This is a genomic window from Ruegeria sp. AM9, from assembly GCF_056540565.1.
This window is the reverse complement of the sequence record NZ_JBQFWY010000003.1, coordinates 12,327-34,981: the sequence shown is the minus strand read 5'-3', so window position 1 is coordinate 34,981 and position 22,655 is coordinate 12,327. Positions and strand designations below refer to the sequence as shown.

Here is a 22,655-nt window from a genome sequence, read left to right as displayed (position 1 = left end):
GAGGTTCCATGACCGTAAAGACAACACATGTCGGGTCGCTGCCCCGCTCGCAAGAGGTGGTCGATTTCATCTTTGCCCGTGAACGGGAAGAACCTTTCGATCCGGCTGCTTTTGATGCGAGCATGGCCGCAGCCGTGTCCGAGACCGTACGCAAACAGGTTGAGGCCGGGGTGGATATCGTCAGCGATGGTGAGACCTCGAAAATCTCCTACGCCACTTACGTCAAGGATCGTTACACCGGGTTCTCGGGTGACAGCCCGCGTAATGCGCCCGCCGATCTGAAGATGTTCCCCGGCTTCCTGCAACGTCTGGCTGACGACGGCGGCACGCCGCAATATGCCCGCCCGCAATGTACTGGCGACGTCCGCTCCAAAGGGCAGGGTGAATTGGAGAAGGACATCGCCAACCTCAAGGCTGCGATGGCGCAGCACGGGGCCGAGCGCGGGTTCATGAACGCCGCATCTCCGGGTGTGATTTCGTTGTTCCTGCAGAACGATTTTTATCCCACGCGCGAGGCGTATCTGGCCGCGCTGGCCGACGCGATGAAGGACGAATACGAAACCATTGTGGCCGCCGGGCTGGACCTGCAACTGGATTGCCCCGATCTGGCGCTCTCGCGTCATATGCTGTTCACCGATCTGTCCGACGCGGAATTCGTCAAGATCGCTGACATGCATGTCGAGGCCCTGAACCACGCGTTGCAGAACGTGCCGCAGGATCGTGTGCGCGTGCATATCTGCTGGGGCAATTACGAAGGGCCGCATTGCTGTGACATCGCCATGGACAAGGTGTTCACGACCCTGATGAACACAAAATCCCGCTATGTGCTGTTCGAAACCTCGAACCCGCGCCACGCGCATGAATGGACCGTGTTCCGCGACCGCAAGGCTGAGATTCCGAACGACAAGGTTCTGGTGCCCGGCGTTGTCGACACCACAACGAACTTTGTCGAACACCCCGAGCTGGTTGCGCAGCGCATCGCGCGGTTCACCGATATCGTCGGCGCGGACCGTGTGATCGCGGGCAGTGACTGCGGTTTCGGCACATTTGCGGGCTTTGGCGCGGTCGATCCCGACATTGCTTATGCCAAGCTGACCGCGCTGTCCGAGGGCGCGAAACTGGCCTCGGCATGACACCACTGGTTCTTTTGCCCGGTATGATGTGCGACGCGCGGCTGTATCAGCCGCAGATCGCCGCCCTGTCCGGGTCCAGACCTTTGCTGACCTTCCCGTTGGCGATGCAGGACAGCGTGCAGGCGATGGCCGCCGATATCCTGGTCAACACGCCGCCGCTCTTTGCGCTGGCAGGGCTGTCGATGGGCGGCATCGTCGCAATGGAGGTCGTGCGGCAGGCCCCCGACAGGGTCGAAAGACTGGCCCTGCTGGACACCAACCCGCTGGCAGAAAAGCCCGAGGTCAAGGCGCGGCGCGGCCCGCAGATGGAGGCCGTCCGCAAAGGGAAACTGCGGCAGGTGATGCGGGACGAGATGAAGCCCAACTATCTGGCCGATGGACCCAATCAGGGCGCCATTCTGGACCTGTGTATGGCGATGGCCGAGGATCTGGGCTCTGACGTGTTCCTGCGCCAGTCTCGCGCTCTGATGGATCGTCCGGACCAGTCTGAAACCCTGAAAGCCTATACCGGCAAAGCGCTGGTTCTGTGCGGCCGCGAGGATGGCTTGTGTCCGGTCGAGCGGCACCAGTTCATGCACGATCTGCTGCCCGACAGCCGCTTTGATATCATCGAACAGGCCGGGCACCTGCCCACTCTGGAACAACCCAACGACACGACAGCGGCCCTGATCCGCTGGCTGGAGGCCACATGACACCGTCCCTTCTGACCCTGTTGCGCAAGGTCGATACCCCCACCGTCTGCAACGCCATCGAGGTGGCGCAGGGCAAGCGCGGGTTCGATGCGTTCACCCGCGGCACCATGCTGTGTTCGGCCCCGTCCGAACCCGCGATCGTGGGCTATGCCCGCACCGCCAAGATCGCCGCGGTACAACCGCCGTCCGAGGCATCAGAGGTCATCCGGGAACGCCGCATGGCCTATTACAAGTACATGGCCGAAGGCCCTGCGCCCTCGGTCGCGGTGATCGAGGATGTTGATTTCCCCAACTGCATCGGCGCCTATTGGGGCGAAATCAACACCACCGTACACAAGGGCTTTGGCATGTCGGGCGCCCTGACCAACGGCGTCATGCGCGACCTCGGCGATTTGCCCGAAAGCTTTCCGGTGGTTGCCGGATCGGTCGGGCCAAGTCATGGATTTGTCCATGTGCGTGAGATCGGTACGCCGGTGTCAGTTTTTGGTCTGACGATCAATCCCGGTGATCTGATCCACGCCGACCGTCATGGCGCGCTGGTGGTGCCGGTGGATGTTGTCGATCAGCTCGAGGCCGCGATCCGGAAATTGCTGACCACGGAACGCATCGTCCTGGATGCCGCCACCCAGCCGGGCTTTGATTTTCAGGCCTTTCAATCGGCCTGGGAGAAATTCGAAAAATCACGGGTGTGAAATAACCCCGGTCGCGCAATAATACCGGGGATCAGAAAGGTCGGGCGCGGACTACTTGCGCCCGGCTGGAAGGTCGTCGCGTTTTTCTTCCAGAACGGTTTGGAACAACGCGGTCAGTTCGGATTTCTTGATCGGGGGAATCCTGCGACCCAGTGCTGACGTGGTTTCCACATCTTCTGAAACAGCGCCCCGCCCCGGTTTGGCCGCTTTGAAGCGATTGAGAAACGTTCTGATCTGCATTGTCACTTTCCTCCAAAATTCCGGACTTAAAAAACTTGCCGCTGCGGACCTGATCCGAACCCGCTGGTTCCGGGCTCGAGGATCAATGATCCGTGAGCGGTGATCCGCAGCGACAGGGCGCATTTACGCACCGTGTTTTTTCGAACAAGGGGGAAGAAATTGACCTTTTGCGTCATTTTTTAACCGTTCAATCAAAAAATGATTTCAAACCTTACCTTTAGGTAAAGACGTTGAAGGAGAGGTTTACGTTTCGCGACGCCACGTCACTTTTGGAACAGCCGTTACAAGCGCCTGTGCGGGGCATTCGGACCAAAAGGGCTTGGCCGGAGTCGAAAGCAGAGTATTTGCCCCCGTTTGTGCAACACGAATGACAAAACCAGAAGATAAATCCCGCAGACGCAGGGGACCTCCGCATATGCGGATTGGTCTTTTTACTTTGTCGGGGATTTGGTGCCCAGGAGAGGACTCGAACCTCCACGTCCATACGGACACTAGCACCTGAAGCTAGCGCGTCTACCAATTCCGCCACCTGGGCAGGTGTCGTGGAGGGGCGTTTAAGCCTACTGGCGGGGGGCGTCAACAGGATTCGGGAGGATTTTTGAAAGTTTTTTGACCCATGCTTCAAACAGCCCGGATTCAGACGGTTTTTTCCCGGACGCGCGGCGTTATTGCGCCTTGTTTGCCGGGGCTTTGGGCGGTAGATCGGATCAAGACCCATCAGCAGGAGCCCTCGCATGTCCAAACTGGTCACGATTTACGGCGGATCGGGATTTGTCGGTCGTTACATCGCACGTCGCTTGGCGAACGAAGGATGGCGCGTGCGGGTCGCGGTACGCCGCCCGAACGAGGCGATGTTTGTCAAACCCTATGGTGTGGTCGGTCAGGTCGAGCCCATTCTGTGCAACATCCGCGATGATGCCTCGGTGGCTGCGGTCATGCAGGGCGCCGATGCGGTGGTGAATTGCGTCGGTGTGCTGAACGAACTGGGCAAGAACGAATTTGACGCCGTGCAGGCCGAAGGGGCCGAGCGCATCGCGCGGATCGCGGCCGAACAGGGCGTTGCGCGGATGGTCCATATCTCGGCAATCGGGGCGGACGCGGACTCGAACAGCGAGTATTCCCGCACCAAGGCGCAGGGTGAGGCTGGCGTGCTGGCGCATATGCGGAACGCGGTGATCCTGCGGCCCTCGATCGTTTTCGGGACCGAGGATCAGTTCTTTAACCGCTTCGCCGGCATGACCCGTATGGGGCCGTTCCTGCCTCTGGTCGGTGCCGACACCAAGTTCCAGCCCGTTTATGTGGATGATGTGGCCAAAGCCGCCGTTCAGGGGGTTCTGGGCCAGGCAGATGCCGGCATCTACGAACTGGGCGGACCCGAGGTGAAATCCTTCCGCGCGCTGATGCAGCAGATGCTGGGGGTGATTCACCGCCGCCGTGTCATCATCGGGGTGCCGTTCTTTGCCGCCCGGATCATGGCGGGTGTTCTGGATATCGCCAAATTCGTCAGCTTTCAGCTGTTCCCGAACCACATCCTGACCCGCGACCAGCTGAAGAACCTGCGCCGCGACAACGTGGTGTCCGAGGACGCCAAGGGCTTTGGTGATCTGGGAATCGAGCCGGCCACTTTGGAATCGGTGTTGCCGGATTACCTGTGGAAGTTCCGCCCGGCCGGTCAGTATGACGACATCCAGAATTCGGCCGACAACCTGCGGACCTGATCAGCTGTAGGCGATCACCAGCAGGATCGCGCCCAGGATCACGCGATAGATGACATAGGGCGTGAAACTAACGCTGCGCAGCAGGCGCATCATCAGGGACAGCGCCAGCAGGGCCGAGATAAAGGCGAAAAAGGCGGCAATCGCGCCGTCTTTGGCCAGCTGCACGTCCGCCTCTCGGATGACCTCTGCCGACAACAGCACGCCTGACGCCAGAATCGTCGGAATCGACATCAGCATCGCGATCCGGGCGCCGTCTTCGCGGCTGTAGCCCAACTGTCGCGCGCCGGTGATGGTGATGCCCGACCGCGAGGTGCCGGGGATCAGTGCCAGAACCTGCCACAATCCCATGATAAAGGCGTCGCGCAGCCCCCAATCTCCGGCTTGCTTGGTCTGAGGGCCTTTCTGGTCCATCCAGTACAGAAGCAGCCCGAAACCCAGCATGGTCCAACCGATCACCGCTATTGAGCGCAAGGATTGGCTGAGACCGGTTTTGAACAGGATGGTGCCGGCGATGACGGTGGGAATCGTGGCGATGATCAGGCCCATCGCCAGCCGGGCCTGCGGGGTATCGACCCGCCCGGTCATGGCGCGGGGCAGGCCCGCGACCGCCTGTTTCACGTCGGACCAGAAATACAGAACCACGGCCCCCAAAGTGCCCACATGTACCGCCACATCGATGGCCATCCCCTGATCGTCCATGCCGGTCAGGCTGGGCAGCAGGATCAGGTGGCCCGATGAGGAGATGGGCAAAAATTCGGTGATACCCTGAATAATTGCCGCGAGAATCAGTTGGAAAAAGCCCATTTAACCTGCCGTGCTGCCGTCACGTGTTCTTTGCGCGCAATGGGTATAAGTGTGGTGCCGAAAAGGAAAGCGCGTAAATGGGTCCGAATCGGAACTAAAAAACTGAGTATTTTTCATCAATTTCGGTTTTTGGCTCAGATTTTTTCAATTTAGGTCAGTATGATTGACTTTTCATCCGGAGCGGTATCTCTTAAAGAAACCCGACCAAGCCAATTCATGGAGTCTGACCCGTGGCCAAGCAACCGATGCTGAAATTTGTGCAGATCGACCGCGTCATGCCGGAAAAGCGTGCCGCCGATGTGCGCAAAGAAGACTTTGACGAGATTTATGCTGAGTTTGCGTCGGCCAAGGCGGAAGAACAAGCCAGCCGCTGCAGCCAATGCGGTGTGCCTTATTGCCAGTCGCACTGCCCGCTGCACAATAACATTCCCGACTGGCTGCGCCTGACCGCCACGGGCCGTCTGGAAGAGGCCTATGCGACCAGCCAGGCCACCAACACCTTCCCGGAAATCTGTGGCCGCATCTGTCCGCAGGACCGTCTGTGCGAAGGCAACTGCGTGATCGAACAGTCCGGCCACGGCACTGTCACCATCGGCACGATCGAAAAATACATCACCGACACCGCCTGGGACAAAGGTTGGGTGAAACCGGTTGCTCCGGGTGTTGAACGCAGTGAAAGCGTTGGCATCATCGGCGGCGGCCCCGGTGGTCTGGCTGCGGCGGATATGCTGCGTCGGGCTGGCATTCAGGTCACCGTTTATGACCGCTATGACCGCGCGGGTGGTCTGCTGATGTACGGTATTCCGGGCTTCAAGCTGGAAAAAGACATCGTGCAGCGCCGCAATGACCTGCTGGCCGATGGCGGCGTCGAATTCGTCTTGAACTGCGACGTGGATGCCGAAAAGTTTGCAGAAATCCACGCCAAGCATGATGCGGTGATCATCGCGACCGGTGTCTACAAGTCGCGTGACCTGTCCATGCCGGGCAGTGGCCTGACCGGAATCGAAAAAGCCATCGACTTCCTGACCGCGTCGAACCGCAAAAGCTTTGGCGATGACGTTGAGGATTTCGACAACGGCCGCCTGAATGCCGACGGCAAGAAAGTTGTCGTGATCGGCGGTGGCGATACGGCAATGGACTGCGTGCGCACCTCGATCCGGCAGGGTGCGACCTCGGTCAAATGCCTGTACCGCCGCGACCGCGCCAACATGCCGGGTTCGCAGCGTGAAACCCAGAACGCCGAGGAAGAAGGCGTGATCTTCGAATGGCTCAGCGCGCCCAAGGGCTTTACCGGTGACGACAAGGTCGCGGGCGTGATGGTGCAAAAGATGCGTCTGGGTCAGCCCGATGCGTCTGGCCGTCAGGCACCCGAAGTGATCGAAGGTGCGGATTACGTTGAAGAGGCCGATCTGGTGATCAAGGCGCTGGGATTCGAGCCCGAAGACCTGCCCACCCTGTTCGGACAGCCCGACCTGCCCGTGACCCGTTGGGGCACCGTCAAGGCGGCGTTCCAGACCGGAGAGACCGAGATGGACGGCGTCTATGCCATCGGTGACATCGTACGCGGTGCCTCGCTGGTGGTTTGGGCGATCCGTGACGGCCGTGATTGCGCCGATGCGATCATCGACCGGTTCAATGCCAAGGCTGCCATCGCAGCCGAATAACCCAATGCCCAGCGACAGGAGGGTTCGAATGCCCGAATTGCAAGGCCAATGCATGTGTGGCGCGGTCACCGTGACCGCAACCCCGGCGAAGGACTCGCTGGGCGCGTGCCATTGCGACCAATGCCGGCGCTGGACCAGCTCGATGCTGGTGACGTTTCAGGCCGAGCCCGGCTATGCCGCTTTGGGCCCGGTCAAAACCTATACCTCGTCTGACTGGGCCGAGCGCGCCTTTTGCGCCGACTGTGGTTCGGCGCTGTGGTACCGGGTCACCCTGCCGGGCGAGATGCACGGACACACTCAAATGGCAGCAGGCCTGTTCGAAGACACGGGAAACCCGCTGCAACTGGAACTTTATATCGACAAAAAGCCCGATGGGTACGCGTTCGCAGGCGAGCGCAAGCAGATGACCAAAATCGAGGTCGAAGCCATGTTTGCCCAGCCGGAAGAAGGAGACAGCCAATGACCAAATATGATGCCGATTGGGTGCGGGCCGAGGAAGCCAAGCGCAAATGGATGGCGGAAAACGGTCTCTATTCCGAGGAAGAAGAGCATTCCTCCTGCGGTGTGGGTCTTGTTGTATCCGTTGACGGCAAGCCGTCGCGCAAGGTGGTGGATGCCGGGATCGATGCGCTCAAGGCGATCTGGCACCGCGGTGCCGTGGATGCTGATGGCAAAACCGGCGACGGCGCGGGTATCCACGTGCAGATCCCGGTTCCCTTCTTCTATGATCAGATCCGCCGCACCGGCCACGAGCCCAACATGGATGAACTTGTCGCGGTTGGTCAGGTCTTCCTGCCCCGCACCGATTTCGGCGCACAGGAAAGCTGCCGGACCATCGTGGAAACCGAAGTTCTGCGCATGGGCTATTACATCTATGGCTGGCGCCACGTGCCGGTCGATGTCACCTGCCTGGGCGAAAAGGCCAACGCGACCCGTCCCGAGATTGAGCAGATTCTGATTTCGAACTCGAAGGGCGTGGACGAAGAGACGTTCGAGCGTGAGCTGTATGTCATCCGCCGCCGCATCGAAAAGGCCGCGCTGGCCGCGGGGATTTCCGGTTTGTATCTAGCCTCGCTGTCTTGCCGGTCGATCATCTACAAGGGCATGATGCTGGCCGAGCAGGTCGCCGTCTTCTACCCTGATCTGATGGACGAACGCTTTGAGTCGGCGTTCGCGATCTATCACCAGCGTTATTCGACCAACACCTTCCCGCAATGGTGGCTGGCTCAGCCGTTCCGCATGTTGGCCCATAATGGTGAGATCAACACGCTGAAAGGCAACATCAACTGGATGAAGAGCCATGAGATCCGCATGGCGTCCTCGACCTTTGGCGACTATGCCGATGACATCAAGCCGATCATCGCCGGTGGTTCGTCGGACTCGGCCGCATTGGACTCGGTATTCGAGGTTCTGGTGCGTGCGGGCCGTTCGGCTCCCATGGCGAAAACCATGCTGGTGCCGGAAAGCTGGTCCAAGCAGGCGGTGGAGCTGCCGCAGGCGTGGCGTGACATGTACTCCTACTGCAACTCGGTGATGGAGCCGTGGGACGGTCCCGCCGCGCTGGCCATGACCGATGGCCGTTGGGTCTGCGCCGGTCTGGACCGGAACGGCCTGCGCCCGATGCGCTATGTGGTGACGGGCGATGGCCTGGTTATCGCGGGTTCTGAGGCTGGCATGGTGCCGATTGACGAGGCATCTGTGACCGAAAAAGGCGCGCTGGGTCCGGGTCAGATGCTGGCCGTGGACATGAAGCGTGGCAAGCTTTACCGCGACACCCAGATCAAGGACAAGCTGGCACGCGCGCTGCCGTTCGGCGAGTGGGTCGGCAAGATCAACGATCTGGACGACACGCTGGGCGAGTTGGTCGAGGCGCCGATTTTCTCGGGCGAAGAGCTGCGCAAGCGTCAGATCGCGGCGGGCTATTCGATTGAGGAACTGGAACAGATCCTCGCCCCGATGGCCGAGGACGGCAAGGAATCGATTGCCTCGATGGGCGACGATACCCCGTCGGCGGTCCTGTCCAAGCAATACCGCCCGCTGAGCCATTTCTTCCGCCAGAACTTCAGCCAGGTGACCAACCCGCCGATTGACAGCTTGCGCGAATACCGCGTGATGTCGCTGAAAACGCGGTTCGGAAACCTCAAGAACGTGCTGGACGAAGACAGCAGCCAGACCGAGATCATCGTGCTCGGCAGCCCCTTTGTCGGCAACACGCAATGGGACAAGCTGGTTGAGAATTTCAATTCTCCGCTGGCCGAGATCGACTGCAGCTTTGAGCCCGGTCGAGGCGCGCTGAGCGCCGCTTTGGCCCGTGTTAGAGCCGAAGCAGAAGAGGCTGTGCGCTCGGGCGCTGGGCATCTGGTGCTGTCCGACATGAATTCGGGCCAGGGCCGTGTGGCGATGCCGATGATCCTGGCGACCAGTGCGGTGCATTCGCATCTGACCCGTCAGGGGCTGCGGACCTTCTGCTCGTTGAACGTGCGCTCGGCGGAATGTGTCGATCCCCACTACTTTGCCGTGCTGATCGGCTGCGGCGCGACCGTTGTGAACGCCTATCTGGCCGAGGATTCGCTGGCCGACCGTATCGATCGCGGCCTGCTGGACGGCACCCTGACCGAAAACGTGGCCCGTTTCCGTGAAGCCATCGATCAGGGTCTGCTGAAGATCATGGCCAAGATGGGCATCTCGGTGATCTCGTCCTATCGCGGCGGTCTGAACTTTGAGGCCGTGGGCCTCAGCCGTGCGATGGTGGCCGAGTATTTCCCGGGCATGACCAGCCGGATTTCCGGCATCGGTGTCACCGGCATTCAGACCAAGGCCGAGGAAATCCACGCCAAAGCCTGGACCAACGGTCTGGACGTGCTGCCCATCGGTGGTTTCTACAAGGCGCGCAAATCGGGTGAGACCCACGCGTGGGAAGCGACCTCGATGCACATGATGCAGATGGCTTGCAACCGCGCTTCGTACGAGCTGTGGAAGCAGTATTCGGCCAAGATGCAATCGAACCCGCCAATCCATTTGCGCGATTTGATGGATTTCAAACCGCTGGGTAAGTCGGTACCGATTGAAGAGGTTGAATCGATCACCTCGATCCGCAAACGGTTCGTTACTCCCGGTATGAGCCTCGGTGCGCTGTCGCCCGAGGCGCACAAGACGCTGAACGTGGCGATGAACCGGATCGGTGCGAAATCCGACAGTGGCGAGGGCGGCGAAGACCCGGCGCATTTCGTGCCGGAGCCGAATGGCGATAACCCCTCGGCCAAGATCAAACAGGTGGCCTCGGGCCGGTTTGGTGTGACTGCCGAGTATCTGAACCAGTGCGAAGAGCTTGAGATCAAGGTCGCCCAAGGCGCAAAACCCGGTGAAGGTGGTCAGCTGCCGGGCATGAAGGTCACCGACCTGATCGCGCGTCTGCGTCACTCGACCAAGGGCGTGACGCTGATCTCGCCGCCGCCGCACCACGATATCTACTCGATCGAGGATCTGGCGCAGCTGATCTATGACCTGAAGCAGATCAACCCGCGCTGCAAGGTGACGGTCAAGCTTGTGGCGTCCTCGGGCGTTGGCACGATTGCTGCCGGTGTGGCCAAGGCGAAGGCGGATGTGATCCTGATCTCGGGCCACAATGGCGGCACGGGCGCGTCGCCCGCGACCTCGATCAAATATGCTGGACTTCCGTGGGAGATGGGCCTGACCGAGGCGCATCAGGTTCTTGCCATGAACAACCTGCGCGACCGCGTGACTCTGCGCACCGACGGCGGGTTGCGCACAGGCCGAGACATCGTCATGGCCGCGATGATGGGGGCCGAGGAATACGGCATCGGTACCGCCGCGCTGATCGCGATGGGCTGTATCATGGTGCGCCAGTGCCAGTCGAACACCTGCCCGGTTGGCGTGTGCACGCAGGACGAAGACCTGCGCGCCAAGTTCACCGGCAACGCCGACAAGGTCGTAAACCTGATTACCTTCTACGCGCAGGAAGTGCGCGAGCTGCTGGCCAGCCTCGGCGCACGTTCGATTGATGAGATCATCGGCCGGGCCGATCTGCTGGCGCAGGTCAGTCGAGGCTCGGCGCATCTGGATGATTTGGACCTGAACCCGCTGCTGATTACCGTCGATGGCGCACAGGACATCGTCTATGACCGTCGCAAGGATCGCAATGCGGTGCCGGATACTCTGGATGCCGAGATCGTCCGCGATGCGGCACGGTTCCTGAAAGACGGTGAAAAGATGCAGCTGTCTTACGCGGTGCAGAACACGCACCGGACCGTGGGGACGCGGGTGTCCAGCCATATCGTGCAGAATTTCGGGATGCGGAACACGTTCCAGTCCGACCACCTGCATGTGAAACTGCAAGGTTCTGCCGGTCAGTCCTTGGGGGCCTTTGCGGCGCCGGGTCTGAAACTGGAAGTGTCGGGCGACGCCAACGACTATGTCGGCAAGGGTCTGTCGGGCGGCATGATCGTCGTGCGCCCGCCGCAGGTCAGCCCGCTGAAGGCGGATGACAACACGATCATCGGCAACACGGTGCTGTACGGTGCAACGGATGGGTACCTCTTCGCCGCTGGCCGCGCCGGTGAGCGGTTCGCGGTGCGCAACTCGGGCGCAACGGTGGTGATCGAGGGCTGCGGTTCCAACGGTTGTGAATACATGACCGGTGGTGTCGCGGTGATCCTGGGTGACATCGGTGCCAATTTCGGCGCGGGCATGACGGGTGGTATGGCCTATTTGTACGACCCCGAAGGCAAGGCCGAAAAGCTGATGAACATGGAAACACTGGTGACCTGTCCGGTGACCGTCGACCATTGGGAAGAGCAGCTGAAATCGCTGATCGAAACCCATCAGGTTGAGACCTTCAGCCGCAAGGCTGCGGACATTCTGCAGCACTGGGATGTTGAAAAGGCCAACTTCCTGCAGGTCTGTCCGAAAGAGATGCTGAACAAGCTCAGCCATCCTCTGACCATCGAGGTCGAAGCCGTCCCGGCTGAATAAGCCGCCAGCAGGGCCCTGCATCGAGAAACCCGCGTGTCACCTGAAACACGCGGGTTTTTTCCGATTTGGGGCAGCTTGACCGAGTTTATTGCGTTTTTTCTCCGTTCACGCCTAGCTATGGCCATAGTTTCTTCGGGATTTGCAGGCACACTGCTGTCCTACGCGACGAATAGGCAGGAGCAGACACATGCCAACGACCTATACAGACCAGTTTTTTGATATGGACCCGGCGAACCCGCCCGCGGCGGGCACGACGCTGACGGTGCAGAAATACGATCTGGTGGATCAGAATGACGACGGCGATATTGATCGGTTCAACAACGATACCGTCAACGGCGTGGATGTTACCCGCTCGTGGCCAGGGGATACGGTTACAATTAACGTACCCGGTCAGGGAAACGTAACCTACATCGGAACAACCTTTTATCTTGCGGACGGAACGCGGGTTTTTACTCCGACTGACGGTAAGGTGTTGCAAAGCGGCACCTTTGTCTCGTCGACCTTTGTCACCACGCAGGGGCCGCTGGATGTTGGTGATCTGGGCCCGCCCTGCTTCACGCCCGGCACCCTGATCGAAACGCCGGACGGTCCACGCCGGGTCGAAGACTTGCAGCCGGGGGACATGGTCACCACCGCCGATCACGGCGCGCAGCCTTTGCTGTGGGTGGGCAGCACCCGGGTGGAGGCGCGGGACAAACTGGCCCCGATCCGGTTCGAGGCCGGTGTGCTGGGGCTGGATCGTCCTCTGACCGTGTCGCCGCAGCACCGGATGCTGGTCGCGGATTGGCGCGCGCCTTACCTCTTTGGCCATTCCGAGGTTCTGATCGCCGCGCATTGTCTGGTCAATGACGACACGGTGACCCGCGTCGAAAGCGATGAGGTCGAATATATCCACCTGCTATTCTCGCGGCATGAGATCGTCATTGCCAACGGGGCGAAAAGCGAAAGCTATTACCCGGGACATGCGGTGACTCAGGCGGATCGTGACGCACAGGCCGAGGTACTGCGCCTGTTTCCGGAACTGCGCAGCCGCGATCCGGTGATGCCGGAAACCGCGCGCCCGGTCATCCGCCCGCGCGAGGCGCGCGCGCTGGCGATATAAACCGTTTCAAACCTCAACGCCGCGTCGTATAGCAACAACATGGCAAGAAAAGCAGCGCGCAAGTCGAGCAGTAAGAAAAGCAAGGCGTCAAAGGCAAAGAAACCAACCACATTGCGGATTCGCCGTTGGGTGACCCGGGCTGTGGTGGGGGGGATTGTCTTTGTGGTCGGGCTGGTGGCGCTTTATTCCGTTGTGAACCCGCCCGTGACCCATACGATCTGGTCCGAATGGCGTCGGCTGGGCAAGGTCGAGCGCGATTGGGTGCCGATCGAAGAGATCTCTCCGGTCATGGCCCGCTCGGTTGTGGCGGCCGAGGATGCCAATTTCTGCCTGCACTGGGGCTTTGACGTCGAAGCGATCCGTGATGCGCTGGAAAACGGCGGAACGCGCGGGGCATCGACCATCACGCAGCAGGTGGTGAAGAACGTGTTCCTGTGGCAGGGCCGCAGTTGGGTGCGCAAGGCGCTGGAAACCTCGATCACGCCGGTTGTCGAGATTTTCTGGAGCAAGGAACGCATTCTCGAGGTCTATCTGAACGTGGCCGAGACCGGGCAGGGCGTGTTCGGGGTCGAGGCCGCAGCCCAACGCAATTTCAGCGTACCCGCCGCTCGGCTGAGCCCGGTCCAGGCGGCCCGGATCGCGGCGATCCTGCCTTCGCCCCGCAATCGGTCGGTTACTGACCCCTCGGTGCGCACCCGCAGGCGGGCTGCGTCGATCCTGGACGGGGCGGCCACCATCCGCGCAGATGGTCGCGCGGATTGTTTCGAGGATTGAAACTCATCGCCCCTCAAGGCTAAAGCTGATGGGGTATTCACTGGTTCGATTAGGAAGCCCATGGCGCGTCTGTTTCACGTTCCCCTGTCCCCGTATTGCCGCAAGGTCCGCCTGTCCCTGGCGGAAAAGAAGATCGAGGTTGAACTGGTCGAGGAACGATATTGGGAGAAAGACCCGGATTTCCTGCGCCGCAACCCCGCCGGCAAAGTGCCGGTTCTGCGTCTGGACGGGCGGGTGATGTCGGAAAGTGCGGCCATTTGTGAATATATCGAGGACACCCGTCCAGAACCCCCGCTGATGCCCAAGACGCCCGAGGCCCGATACGAGGTGCGGCGTTTGGTCGGCTGGTTCGATGACAAGTTTCATCACGAGGTGACCTCGAAACTGTTGTATGAGCGGGTGAACAAGAAGGTCACCGGTGAAGGCTATCCGGACAGCAAGAACGTCAAGGAAGGTGCCCGCGCGATCAAATACCATCTGGATTACATGGCCTGGCTTTTGGATCACCGGCGCTGGCTGGCGGGCGATCAGATGACTTTGGCGGATTTCGCCGCCGCCGCGCATCTGTCGGCGCTGGATTATATCTCAGACGTGGATTGGAACCGGTCTGCCGCGGTCAAGGACTGGTACGCCAAAATCAAGTCACGCCCGGCGTTTCGGTCGATCCTGGCGGATCAGGTGCCGGGGTTCCGGCCGCCGGCCCACTACGCAGATCTTGATTTCTGATAAGGTGGCAGGGGGCTGTCTGCCCCCCATCGCGCCGGGGCGCGATTCCCCCCGAGGATATTTTTAGACAGATGAAAAGCGGATCGGGTTTAAAGGACAAGCTGGTGGCGCAGGCGCTAGGCGAGGGGTTCGTCTCATGCCGTGTGTGTCGGCCTTGGGATGTGCCAGAGGTTCCGGCCCGGTTGGAGGCGTTCCTGCAGGCCGGATACCACGGGCAGATGGGGTGGATGGCCGAGCGGACCCATTGGCGCGGCGATCCGGCGGCACTGTGGCCCGAGGCGCAATCGGTGATCATGCTGGCCGAAAGCTATACGCCCGAACATGATCCGACCGAAGTTCTGCAGCACTCGGACAAGGCGGCGATTTCGGTCTATGCGCAGAACAAGGATTACCATGATCTGGTCAAGAAACGGCTGAAACGGCTGGCGCGCTGGCTGATTGCCGAGGCCGGGGGCGAGGTGAAGGTTTTTGTCGATACGGCTCCGGTGCCGGAAAAGGCTTTGGGCCATGCTGCCGGCCTGGGTTGGCAGGGCAAACACACCAACCTTGTAAGCCGGGATTGGGGAAATTGGGCCTTTATAGGGTCTGTTTTCACAACTTTGGAATTGCCGTCAGACGTGGCTGAGGTGGACCATTGCGGCTCGTGCCGGGCCTGTTTGGATGCCTGTCCGACCGATGCCTTTCCGGCGCCGTATAAGTTGGATGCAACCCGGTGTATTTCCTATCTGACCATCGAGCACAAAGGCCCGGTTGACGAAGAACTGCGCGCCAAGCTCGGCAACCGTATCTATGGCTGCGACGATTGTCTGGCAGCCTGCCCTTGGAACAAGTTTGCCGTTGCGGCCAGCGACATGCGCTATGCCGCCCGGGAGGATCTGAAAGCGCCTGCGCTGACGGAGTTGGCGGTGCTGGATGATGCGGCGTTTCGTGCGAAATTTTCCGGATCCCCGGTCAAACGCATCGGGCGGGATCGGTTTGTGCGCAATGTGCTCTATGCCATCGGAAACTCGGGCCGGGCCGAGCTTCGGCCCGTCGCGCAGGGTTTGACGGATGATCCGGACCCCACGGTTTCCGACGCGGCGCGCTGGGCGGTGCAACGATTGCCATAAGTGCCGCAAACAGGCTGGACGTGTCGGCCCAAACCGCTAAACCCATTCGCAGCGAACAGGAAGGAGATCCCGATGGCGTTGGCTTTGGGGGTGGATACGGGTGGAACCTATACCGACGCGGTGCTGGTCCAGGATGAGCGTGAGGTGATCGCCTCGACCAAGTCGCTGACCACGCGGGCTGATCTGGCGATTGGCGTAGGCAAGGCGATTCAGGCGGTTCTGGACACGGCGCAGGTGGCGCCGGAACAGATCTCGATGGCGTCGCTGTCGACCACGTTGGCGACAAATGCTCTGGTCGAAGGGCAGGGTGGGCGCGTCGCGTTGGTCTATATCGGGTTCAGGGATGGTGATCTGGACAAACACGGGTTGCGGGACGCGTTAAAGGGTGATCCGGCCCTGGTTGTTGCGGGCGGTCATTCCCATGCCGGGGGCGAAGCTGCGCCGTTGGATGTGGCGGCGCTTGAGGCGTTTTTAGACTCTCATAAAGGTATTTCTGGCTATGCCGTCGCCGCGCAATTCGCCACGCGCAACCCGGCGCACGAGCTGAAAGCGGCACGGATCATTGCTGAACGGACCGGCGCTCCGGTCACCTGTTCGCATCACCTGTCGGCCAAGCTGAACGGTCCGAAACGGGCCGTAACTGCCGTGTTGAATGCCCGGCTGATCGGGATGATCGATCGGTTGATCGGGCGGGCGCAGGACCGGTTGCTGGAATTGGGTATCACTGCGCCGATGATGGTGGTGCGCGGGGATGGCGCCCTGATGAGCGCCGGGCAAGCCCGTGAGCGCCCGATTGAGACGATCCTCAGCGGCCCGGCCGCGTCGATTGTCGGCGCAAGCTGGCTGACGGACACCGAGAACGCCCTTGTGTCGGATATCGGCGGGACCACTACGGATGTGGCGCTGATCCGTGACGGTAAGCCTGCGATTGACCCGGCAGGTGCGCGGGTCGGTGGGTTTCGTACGATGGTCGAGGCGGTTGCGATGCGCACCCATGGTCTGGGCGGTGACAGCCAGGTGCATGTGATGACCGAGGGGCTGGGCGGTGGCGTCTTTCTGGGGCCACGGCGGGTGTTGCCGGTCTCGCTGATCGCATCTGAGGCGCCCGAGGCTGTCCATGCCGTGTTAGATACGCAACTGCGGGCAACAGCGGTGGGTGAGCATGACACCCGTTTCGCACGCCGCGTTCCCAGCATTCACGCCGAGGGGCTGGGCGCCCGGGAAGAGGCCCTGCTGGACCGGTTGGGTGACAAGGTCATGCCGCTCAGTGACCTGCTGCGGACCCGGATGGAAAACGGGGCTCTGGCGCGGCTGGTGGATCGCGGAATCGTTCAGGTCTCGGGGGTGACGCCATCGGATGCCAGCCATGTTCTGGGTCGGTTGGATGCCTGGGATCGGGATGCCGCGCACAAAGCGCTGGAACTGATCGCGCGCAAGCGGGTTGGCACCGGAGACCGGCTGGCCAAGACGCCGGAAGAGCTGGCACAAATCATTGTGGATCAACTGACCGAACAAACCACATTGACCTTGTTAGAGACTGCTTTTGCAGAAGAGGTCGAGGCGTTTGGTGTGCCATCGACCGAATTGGCGCGGCATGTTCTGACGCAAAAGGGCCTGTCCAGTCATCGCGGGCTGCTGGCGTTGGACACGGCACTGAACGTGGATGTGGTGGGCCTTGGGGCGTCGGCGCCCAGCTACTATCCGGCGGTCGGAGAGCGTCTGCGTTGTCGCATGATCCTGCCGGAACATGCGGGCGTGGCCAATGCCATCGGTGCCGTGGTGGGTCGCCTGACCCTGCGCAGAACGGGCACGGTCACATCGCCGTCCGAGGGCCGGTTTCGGGTTCACCTTGAGGACGGGCCGCAGGATTTCAACGAATCCAGCGCGGCGTTGGAATTGTTGGAATCCGTATTGCGCTCCGAGGCCGAGGGTGCTGTGCGTCAGGCCGGGGCCGAAGATATCCGGATCGTTGTCGACCGGGATATCCGAACCGCCCGGATCGAGGCGCAGGACGTGTTTGTCGAGGCCATGATAACCGTCGAGGCCAGTGGCCGCCCGCGGGTGGCGACGGGGTAGCCCCCGCAGGGGCCACGCCTTTATTCAGCCGCGTCGCGTTTGGGCAGAACCCAATCGGGGCGCGGGAAGTGGCAGGTATAGCCGTTCGGGATGCGTTCGAGATAGTCCTGATGCTCGGGCTCGGCCTCCCAGAAATCGCCGACGGGTTCGACCTCGGTCACCGCCTTGCCGGGCCAGATGCCGCTGGCATTCACATCGGCAATTGTGTCTTCAGCCAGCTGTTTCTGGGCGTCATCCACGTAGTAGATGGCGGATCGATAACTCATGCCGCGATCATTACCCTGACGGTTCAGCGTGGTCGGGTCGTGGATCTGAAAGAAGAATTCCAGCAGGTCGCGATAGGTGATTTTGGAGGGATCGAACCAGATCTCGATCCCCTCGGCATGGGTGCCGTGGTTACGATAGGTGGCGTTGGGCACGTCACCGCCGGTGTAGCCGACGCGGGTGCGCGACACGCCCGGCAGTTTGCGGATCAGGTCCTGCATCCCCCAGAAACAGCCCCCGGCAAGTACGGCGCGTTCTTCGGTCATTGGATATCCTCCACATGGATCAGGTATTCGCCATAGCCTTCGGCCTCCATCTCGTCGCGATGGATGAACCGCAGCGCGGCAGAGTTGATGCAATAGCGCAGCCCGCCATGTTCGCGCGGACCATCGGGAAAGACATGTCCCAGATGGCTGTCGCCGTGTTTCGAGCGGACCTCGGTGCGGATCATACCATGGGTAGCGTCGTGAAACTCTTCCACATGTTCATGGATGATCGGTTTGGTGAAACTGGGCCAGCCGCAACCGGATTCGTATTTGTGGGTCGAGGCGAACAGCGGCTCGCCCGAGACGATATCCACGTAAATCCCCGGTTCCTTGTTGCCCAAATATTTACCGGTGCCGGGACGTTCGGTCCCGCTGCGCTGGGTGACGTGGAACTCTTCGGGGGACAGGGCGGCGATGGCCTCGGGGTCTTTGGTGTATCGGGTCATGGCTCCTCCGGTCGTTTTTCTTGTGGCATAATCTGGGGGCAGGGGCGGGGAAATCAAAGCCCTATTTCAGCGGCCTCGCGCGTTCGTGCGGGTGATCTGCAGACGGGTTTGATACGTAATCTTAGCAAAGGGAGGCCAAATCATGCTCAGAATGTTTGTTTTGATGGTCCTGATCCTGTTCGGCCGCGCTGTGCAGGCTGCTCCGTTGGCAGGGGAGTTCGCGTCGATCGACGGCGGTACTTTGTCGATCGAAGATTGGAGAGGGCAGCCGGTTCTGGTAGTGAACACCGCCTCGCATTGCGGGTTCACCGGGCAATATGCGGCTCTGCAAAAGGTATATGAGGCGTATGCGGATCGCGGTCTTGTGGTTTTGGCGGTGCCATCGGATTCGTTCAACCAAGAGCTGGGCTCGGCCGAGGAGGTCAAGGAATTCTGCGATGTGAATTACGACCTGACCCTGCCGATGACCGATATCACTCCGGTGAAAGGCGCAAATGCGCATCCGTTCTACAAGGCGGTTGCAGCCCAGACCGGCTTCGAGCCCCGGTGGAATTTCAACAAGATTCTGCTGGACCCGCGTGGTGGGGTTGTTGCCACCTATGGCGCGAACACGAAACCGGATGCGCCCAAACTGCTGCGTCAGGTCGAGGCCTTGCTGCCCTGAGCGGGCTGCCGCGCCAGCTGAACCGCCAGAATTCCGAGTGTCGTGATCCCGACCCCAACCGCATCCAGCGGACCCAGTTTTTCACCCAGCAGGATGGCGGCGATGGTGACGCCGAAGACCGGGTTGAGGAAATGGAAGGTCGCCGCGCGGGTGGCGCCGATCCGGTCCAAAAGTAGCACCCAGATCAGTGTCGCCAAAAGGCCGGGGAACAGGGTCGTGTAGGTGAAGGCCAGCGCCAGCGGCACGGTCGGGTGGATGTAGATTGTTTCGAACAGCGGAGCCGCGACGAACAGAACGGCAGACCCCACCAACATCTGCAACCCGACCACCATCATGAAGTTGCCGCCCGAGGTGGCGCCGCGAATGGACAGTGTGGCAAAGGTCAGCGCCAAGGCCCCGAGGCAACACAGGGCCACGCCGAACATGTCAACGCCACCGCCGATCCGCGTGCTCATGATCAGGGCCACGCCCGCAAAGCCGGCAAACAGGCCCAGCACCGCAATGGGTCGCAGCTTTTCACCCAGAAACACCCATCCCGCCAGCGCCACCAGCAGCGGCATGGTGGAAGCGATGATCGCGGCAAGCGAGGCCTCGACCGTTTGCATCGCATAGAAGTTCAGACCCAAATAAAGGGCATTCTGACAGATTCCGAACAGGATCGTCGCCCGCCATTGGGGCCGGGTCAGATTCCAGCTCTGACCCATGGCACGCGCAATGGCGACCCCCAGAAGCCCCGAGATCAAAAACCGCAAGGCCAGCGAAAACAGCGGTGATGCGTCCGCAACGATGATCCGGGCCGAGGTGAAAGCCGAGGACCAGATGAACGCAAATGTCAGCCCCATGGCAATGGCGCGAAGGTCCATTCCACTCCCCTCTCAGCACTTTCGCGCACTGTTTATCAATTTCGCATTTACCGCAAGGCGGGTCGCTTTTTTGCGTCAAAAAAGGCACATCCGGTCTGCAGCATTAACCCATCAGTCGTTTTTATTGATTGACTCGCCAATAAAAGATAACAGCAGGCGCATCTGAAACATAATGGGAGGTGTGTTAAGTGTTGTTGGAGTACATCCTGTCGTTCGGCGTCCTGCTGGCTTTGGGCCTGGTCGCTTTCTTTGTGGTGAAGTGGTGGAACCTGCGCTGTGTTGGCGTAACCCCCGTTCATCTGTTCACGTTCATCGCGATCCTGTTCACGTCCGGCCTGGATGTCGGTCTGATCATGTTCCCGCTGACCGAGTTTGGCGGTTATGCCGAAGACCCGGCTTATGCCTTCGCCAATCCTCTGGCCATCGAGTTCGGCTTCTGGGGCTTCCTGATTTGGGCGTTCTACTTCCTGACAGCGTTCTATTTCTGCGTGATCGAGCCGCGGGTGAAGTTCTTTGAGATCCCGCTGGTCAAACTGGTCAACAACGTGGTCATCATCGGCACCTGCGCCTTCACCGCCAGCCTGTTCCTGATCTACCTGCCGGGTTACCTGCCCGAGGTGGGCGACGGTGAGTCCGTGGTCGGCACCTTCTATATCATCGTATTCGTCGTCATTCTGGCAGCGGCCTATTCGTCGACCGACCTGAAATACGTGCGCATTCTGTCGGTGGGTTCGACCTTCCTGTTCCTGGCGCTGATCCTTGGCATGTGGGCGGCCGCAGGTATGGGTGTTACCGGGTTCCTGGAAACCGGCAGCAACATCGGTGCCTATTTCGCGAACATCCACAAGTTCGTCCTGCCGCTGACCGACTATCACGCCTTCTACCTGTTCTGGTGGTTCGCATGGTCGATCATGATCGGCCAGTTCACCTCGCGCTTTGTCGGTGGTCTGACCACATGGCAGCTGCTGGCGGCGCTGCTGATCTTCCCGTCGATCCCGCTGGGGATCTGGTTCACCGTTCTCTACTACTTCCACCTGAACGGCATCCAGACTGCGGGCATTATCAACATCGCAATGGTGATCGTGGGTGTGACCTTCGTGATCAACTCGCTGGACTCGCTGATCCGTCTGTATACCGACAACCTGAACATGACGGTCGAGCGGTTCGGCAAGGCCCCGTACGTTGCGGGCAACGTTGCGCTGCTGTTCATCCTGACCCTGCTGTTCCAGAGCCAGTGGCTGCAGATTCAGTGGATCGGCGCCGTGGTCGTCGGCCTGTACCTGGCCTGCGTGGTCTATATCCTGATCGCCAAGCGCAAAGAGGTGCTGTGCATCGATTCAATGCCGGAAGATCGCGATCTGGATTTCCACAAGGTTGAGACGGTTCACTGAACGGAGCCGGTCATAAATACTTAAAACGGGCGCTTCTGGCGCCCGTTTTCTTTTGGAGAGGCGTCTTGTCGCGACTGGGTCCGTTATGCGGACAAAAGCTGAGGTTCAATGCATTGAGAATGAAATACGGAAAAGGCTGCGAAGCTACCCGCTACTCCGTTGGCAACGACTCGCAATCCATTCAAGATTAGCTGGTTCACCACAATGGAAGCCTAACGTAATTGGCATTTCAATCTCAGGACAAAATGTGAATTCAAACGTGGCATATCTGGTGGAAGCGTGTTCAAAACTCATGGCTGGTCCGTTCACCTCAAGAAGTTTGATTGCACTAATAATTTCAGGTTCAGAAACTCCTAGTGACGTCCAATCACTTTCGCTTCTTCGGAAGATTTGTCTTCCAATGTGCACTTCTGCATCCGCAATGGTTCTTGGCAACGCCCCGTTTCGGAAGCATGTCGCCCTGTTAATTTGCGCAGCGGCAAAGCCCACGACGAGTACGGAGAAAATGATGGAAAAAGTGATGATGAACAGGCGCTTCATTCGACAAACATAGCGACCCGCGTAAGTTGCGAAAAGGGCTCAAAGCCGACAAACGCAAAGGTCAGAATCCAATAGACGAAAAGAAAAAGGGCCCCCAATTGGCGGCCCTTGATCATATCGCGGTGAAAGCTGAAATCAGCCGTTCACGCTGTCTTTCAGTGCCTTGGCGATGGTCATCTTGACCACTTTGTCGGCTTCTTTCTTGAACTGCTCGCCGGTGGCGGGGTTGCGCACCATGCGCTCGGGGCGTTCGCGGCAGTAGATTTTGCCAACGCCGGGCAGGGTCACCGCACCGCCAGCCGAAACTTCGCGGGTGATCAGGCCGGTTACGGCCTCCAGCGCGGCGTTTGCGGCTTTCTTGTCGGTCCCCATTTCCTCAGCGAGAGCAGCAACCAGCTGAGTCTTTGTCATAGGCTTTGCCATTTCTTGGTCTCCTTAACGTGCCCGATAATTTGGGCCTCACCGCGTAACTGTAACGGGATATTGTGGACGAACACAA

General features: G+C 60.2%; 21 protein-coding genes and 1 tRNA gene. 14 read left to right on the top strand and 8 right to left on the bottom strand.

Annotated features, from left to right (window positions below; genetic code table 11):
• Window positions 1–8 precede the first annotated feature (8 nt).
• The 3 genes from ACR0DO_RS07370 to ACR0DO_RS07360 are packed head-to-tail and all read left to right on the top strand — an operon-like array spanning window position 9 to window position 2,517.
• Window positions 9–1,133, top strand: a complete 1,125-nt coding sequence (locus ACR0DO_RS07370) for a cobalamin-independent methionine synthase II family protein (RefSeq protein WP_480557545.1) — start codon at window positions 9–11, stop codon at window positions 1,131–1,133.
• Window positions 1,130–1,825 (top strand): alpha/beta fold hydrolase, encoded by a 696-nt coding sequence (locus ACR0DO_RS07365; RefSeq protein WP_480557543.1) that lies wholly within the window; start codon window positions 1,130–1,132, stop codon window positions 1,823–1,825. The genes ACR0DO_RS07370 and ACR0DO_RS07365 overlap by 4 nt, the downstream gene beginning before the upstream one ends.
• The gene (locus ACR0DO_RS07360) at window positions 1,822–2,517 is read left to right on the top strand and encodes an RraA family protein (RefSeq protein WP_480557541.1); all 696 of its coding nucleotides are present in this window, start codon (window positions 1,822–1,824) and stop codon (window positions 2,515–2,517) included. Before ACR0DO_RS07365 ends, ACR0DO_RS07360 begins: the two co-directional genes overlap by 4 nt.
• 51 nt (window positions 2,518–2,568) lie before the next feature.
• Here ACR0DO_RS07360 and ACR0DO_RS07355 read toward each other — a convergent pair whose 3' ends face one another.
• Together ACR0DO_RS07355 and ACR0DO_RS07350 are read right to left on the bottom strand one after the other, a co-directional pair.
• Window positions 2,569–2,757 carry a hypothetical protein gene (locus ACR0DO_RS07355; RefSeq protein WP_480557539.1) on the bottom strand — a complete coding sequence of 63 codons (189 nt, stop codon included), beginning with the start codon at window positions 2,755–2,757 and terminating at the stop codon, window positions 2,569–2,571.
• Window positions 2,758–3,205: 448 nt separating this feature from the next.
• Window positions 3,206–3,292: transfer RNA gene (locus tag ACR0DO_RS07350), tRNA-Leu, on the bottom strand.
• Window positions 3,293–3,491: 199 nt separating this feature from the next.
• On the opposite strand from ACR0DO_RS07350, the gene ACR0DO_RS07345 reads away from it, so the two are divergent.
• A complete protein-coding gene (locus ACR0DO_RS07345) occupies window positions 3,492–4,475 on the top strand; it encodes a complex I NDUFA9 subunit family protein (protein ID WP_480557537.1) in 984 nt (327 codons plus the stop codon).
• Here ACR0DO_RS07345 and ACR0DO_RS07340 read toward each other — a convergent pair whose 3' ends face one another.
• The gene (locus ACR0DO_RS07340) at window positions 4,476–5,279 is read right to left on the bottom strand and encodes an undecaprenyl-diphosphate phosphatase (RefSeq protein ID WP_480557535.1); all 804 of its coding nucleotides are present in this window, start codon (window positions 5,277–5,279) and stop codon (window positions 4,476–4,478) included. It abuts the gene before it with no gap.
• Between the two features lie 230 nt (window positions 5,280–5,509).
• Here ACR0DO_RS07340 and ACR0DO_RS07335 point away from each other — a divergent pair, with 230 nt between their 5' ends.
• The 8 genes from ACR0DO_RS07335 (at window position 5,510) to ACR0DO_RS07300 (ending at window position 17,722) form a co-directional block, all read left to right on the top strand.
• Window positions 5,510–6,943, top strand: coding sequence for an NAD(P)-dependent oxidoreductase (locus ACR0DO_RS07335; protein WP_480557533.1), 1,434 nt, complete (start codon window positions 5,510–5,512; stop codon window positions 6,941–6,943).
• Between the two features lie 28 nt (window positions 6,944–6,971).
• Entirely contained in the window at window positions 6,972–7,406 is a 435-nt protein-coding gene (locus ACR0DO_RS07330; protein ID WP_480557531.1) for a GFA family protein, read from the top strand.
• The gene (gene gltB / locus ACR0DO_RS07325) at window positions 7,403–11,935 is read left to right on the top strand and encodes a glutamate synthase large subunit (protein WP_480557529.1); all 4,533 of its coding nucleotides are present in this window, start codon (window positions 7,403–7,405) and stop codon (window positions 11,933–11,935) included. The genes ACR0DO_RS07330 and gltB overlap by 4 nt, the downstream gene beginning before the upstream one ends.
• A 187-nt stretch (window positions 11,936–12,122) precedes the next feature.
• On the top strand, window positions 12,123–13,037 hold the full coding sequence (locus ACR0DO_RS07320; protein WP_480557527.1) for a Hint domain-containing protein: 915 nt from the start codon (window positions 12,123–12,125) through the stop codon (window positions 13,035–13,037).
• 39 nt (window positions 13,038–13,076) lie between these two features.
• Window positions 13,077–13,811, top strand: coding sequence for a monofunctional biosynthetic peptidoglycan transglycosylase (gene mtgA, locus ACR0DO_RS07315; protein WP_170444958.1), 735 nt, complete (start codon window positions 13,077–13,079; stop codon window positions 13,809–13,811).
• Between the two features lie 60 nt (window positions 13,812–13,871).
• On the top strand, window positions 13,872–14,537 hold the full coding sequence (gene fzlA, locus ACR0DO_RS07310) for an FtsZ-binding protein FzlA (protein ID WP_480557525.1): 666 nt from the start codon (window positions 13,872–13,874) through the stop codon (window positions 14,535–14,537).
• A 71-nt stretch (window positions 14,538–14,608) separates the two neighbouring features.
• Window positions 14,609–15,646 (top strand): tRNA epoxyqueuosine(34) reductase QueG, encoded by a 1,038-nt coding sequence (gene queG, locus ACR0DO_RS07305; protein WP_480557523.1) that lies wholly within the window; start codon window positions 14,609–14,611, stop codon window positions 15,644–15,646.
• A 72-nt stretch (window positions 15,647–15,718) separates the two neighbouring features.
• Window positions 15,719–17,722, top strand: coding sequence for a hydantoinase/oxoprolinase family protein (locus tag ACR0DO_RS07300; protein ID WP_480557521.1), 2,004 nt, complete (start codon window positions 15,719–15,721; stop codon window positions 17,720–17,722).
• A gap of 20 nt (window positions 17,723–17,742) precedes the next feature.
• On the opposite strand, the gene msrA is transcribed toward ACR0DO_RS07300, so the two are convergent.
• Together msrA and msrB are read right to left on the bottom strand one after the other, a co-directional pair.
• Entirely contained in the window at window positions 17,743–18,252 is a 510-nt protein-coding gene (gene msrA / locus ACR0DO_RS07295; RefSeq protein ID WP_480557519.1) for a peptide-methionine (S)-S-oxide reductase MsrA, read from the bottom strand.
• Window positions 18,249–18,698 (bottom strand): peptide-methionine (R)-S-oxide reductase MsrB, encoded by a 450-nt coding sequence (gene msrB, locus ACR0DO_RS07290; protein WP_170334459.1) that lies wholly within the window; start codon window positions 18,696–18,698, stop codon window positions 18,249–18,251. Before msrB ends, msrA begins: the two co-directional genes overlap by 4 nt.
• A gap of 142 nt (window positions 18,699–18,840) precedes the next feature.
• Here msrB and ACR0DO_RS07285 point away from each other — a divergent pair, with 142 nt between their 5' ends.
• Window positions 18,841–19,362 carry a glutathione peroxidase gene (locus ACR0DO_RS07285; RefSeq protein WP_170444974.1) on the top strand — a complete coding sequence of 174 codons (522 nt, stop codon included), beginning with the start codon at window positions 18,841–18,843 and terminating at the stop codon, window positions 19,360–19,362.
• On the opposite strand, the gene ACR0DO_RS07280 is transcribed toward ACR0DO_RS07285, so the two are convergent.
• The gene (locus ACR0DO_RS07280) at window positions 19,338–20,225 is read right to left on the bottom strand and encodes a DMT family transporter (RefSeq protein ID WP_480557516.1); all 888 of its coding nucleotides are present in this window, start codon (window positions 20,223–20,225) and stop codon (window positions 19,338–19,340) included. The two genes, ACR0DO_RS07285 and ACR0DO_RS07280, sit on opposite strands and share 25 nt — an antisense overlap.
• A 194-nt stretch (window positions 20,226–20,419) precedes the next feature.
• On the opposite strand from ACR0DO_RS07280, the gene ACR0DO_RS07275 reads away from it, so the two are divergent.
• Complete coding sequence (locus ACR0DO_RS07275; protein WP_480558163.1) at window positions 20,420–21,616, top strand: BCCT family transporter; 1,197 nt, start codon at window positions 20,420–20,422, stop codon at window positions 21,614–21,616.
• Between the two features lie 144 nt (window positions 21,617–21,760).
• Here ACR0DO_RS07275 and ACR0DO_RS07270 read toward each other — a convergent pair whose 3' ends face one another.
• Entirely contained in the window at window positions 21,761–22,156 is a 396-nt protein-coding gene (locus ACR0DO_RS07270) for a hypothetical protein (RefSeq protein WP_480557514.1), read from the bottom strand.
• Between the two features lie 135 nt (window positions 22,157–22,291).
• Window positions 22,292–22,579 (bottom strand): HU family DNA-binding protein, encoded by a 288-nt coding sequence (locus tag ACR0DO_RS07265; RefSeq protein WP_170349467.1) that lies wholly within the window; start codon window positions 22,577–22,579, stop codon window positions 22,292–22,294.
• Window positions 22,580–22,655: the final 76 nt, after the last annotated feature.

What these genes read in the sequence shown, in the direction of transcription:
- ACR0DO_RS07300 (WP_480557521.1), top strand. Translation starts at nt 15,719, where the DNA reads ATGGCGTTGGCTTTGGGGGTGGATACGGGTGGAACCTATACCGACGCG.
- ACR0DO_RS07330 (WP_480557531.1), top strand. Translation starts at nt 6,972, where the DNA reads ATGCCCGAATTGCAAGGCCAATGCATGTGTGGCGCGGTCACCGTGACC.
- mtgA (WP_170444958.1), top strand. Translation starts at nt 13,077, where the DNA reads ATGGCAAGAAAAGCAGCGCGCAAGTCGAGCAGTAAGAAAAGCAAGGCG.
- msrA (WP_480557519.1), bottom strand. Translation starts at nt 18,252, where the DNA reads ATGACCGAAGAACGCGCCGTACTTGCCGGGGGCTGTTTCTGGGGGATG.
- ACR0DO_RS07345 (WP_480557537.1), top strand. Translation starts at nt 3,492, where the DNA reads ATGTCCAAACTGGTCACGATTTACGGCGGATCGGGATTTGTCGGTCGT.
- ACR0DO_RS07360 (WP_480557541.1), top strand. Translation starts at nt 1,822, where the DNA reads ATGACACCGTCCCTTCTGACCCTGTTGCGCAAGGTCGATACCCCCACC.
- queG (WP_480557523.1), top strand. Translation starts at nt 14,609, where the DNA reads ATGAAAAGCGGATCGGGTTTAAAGGACAAGCTGGTGGCGCAGGCGCTA.
- ACR0DO_RS07265 (WP_170349467.1), bottom strand. Translation starts at nt 22,579, where the DNA reads ATGGCAAAGCCTATGACAAAGACTCAGCTGGTTGCTGCTCTCGCTGAG.
- ACR0DO_RS07340 (WP_480557535.1), bottom strand. Translation starts at nt 5,279, where the DNA reads ATGGGCTTTTTCCAACTGATTCTCGCGGCAATTATTCAGGGTATCACC.
- msrB (WP_170334459.1), bottom strand. Translation starts at nt 18,698, where the DNA reads ATGACCCGATACACCAAAGACCCCGAGGCCATCGCCGCCCTGTCCCCC.
- ACR0DO_RS07355 (WP_480557539.1), bottom strand. Translation starts at nt 2,757, where the DNA reads ATGCAGATCAGAACGTTTCTCAATCGCTTCAAAGCGGCCAAACCGGGG.
- ACR0DO_RS07270 (WP_480557514.1), bottom strand. Translation starts at nt 22,156, where the DNA reads ATGAAGCGCCTGTTCATCATCACTTTTTCCATCATTTTCTCCGTACTC.
- fzlA (WP_480557525.1), top strand. Translation starts at nt 13,872, where the DNA reads ATGGCGCGTCTGTTTCACGTTCCCCTGTCCCCGTATTGCCGCAAGGTC.
- ACR0DO_RS07370 (WP_480557545.1), top strand. Translation starts at nt 9, where the DNA reads ATGACCGTAAAGACAACACATGTCGGGTCGCTGCCCCGCTCGCAAGAG.
- ACR0DO_RS07280 (WP_480557516.1), bottom strand. Translation starts at nt 20,225, where the DNA reads ATGGACCTTCGCGCCATTGCCATGGGGCTGACATTTGCGTTCATCTGG.
- ACR0DO_RS07285 (WP_170444974.1), top strand. Translation starts at nt 18,841, where the DNA reads ATGCTCAGAATGTTTGTTTTGATGGTCCTGATCCTGTTCGGCCGCGCT.
- ACR0DO_RS07320 (WP_480557527.1), top strand. Translation starts at nt 12,123, where the DNA reads ATGCCAACGACCTATACAGACCAGTTTTTTGATATGGACCCGGCGAAC.
- ACR0DO_RS07365 (WP_480557543.1), top strand. Translation starts at nt 1,130, where the DNA reads ATGACACCACTGGTTCTTTTGCCCGGTATGATGTGCGACGCGCGGCTG.
- gltB (WP_480557529.1), top strand. Translation starts at nt 7,403, where the DNA reads ATGACCAAATATGATGCCGATTGGGTGCGGGCCGAGGAAGCCAAGCGC.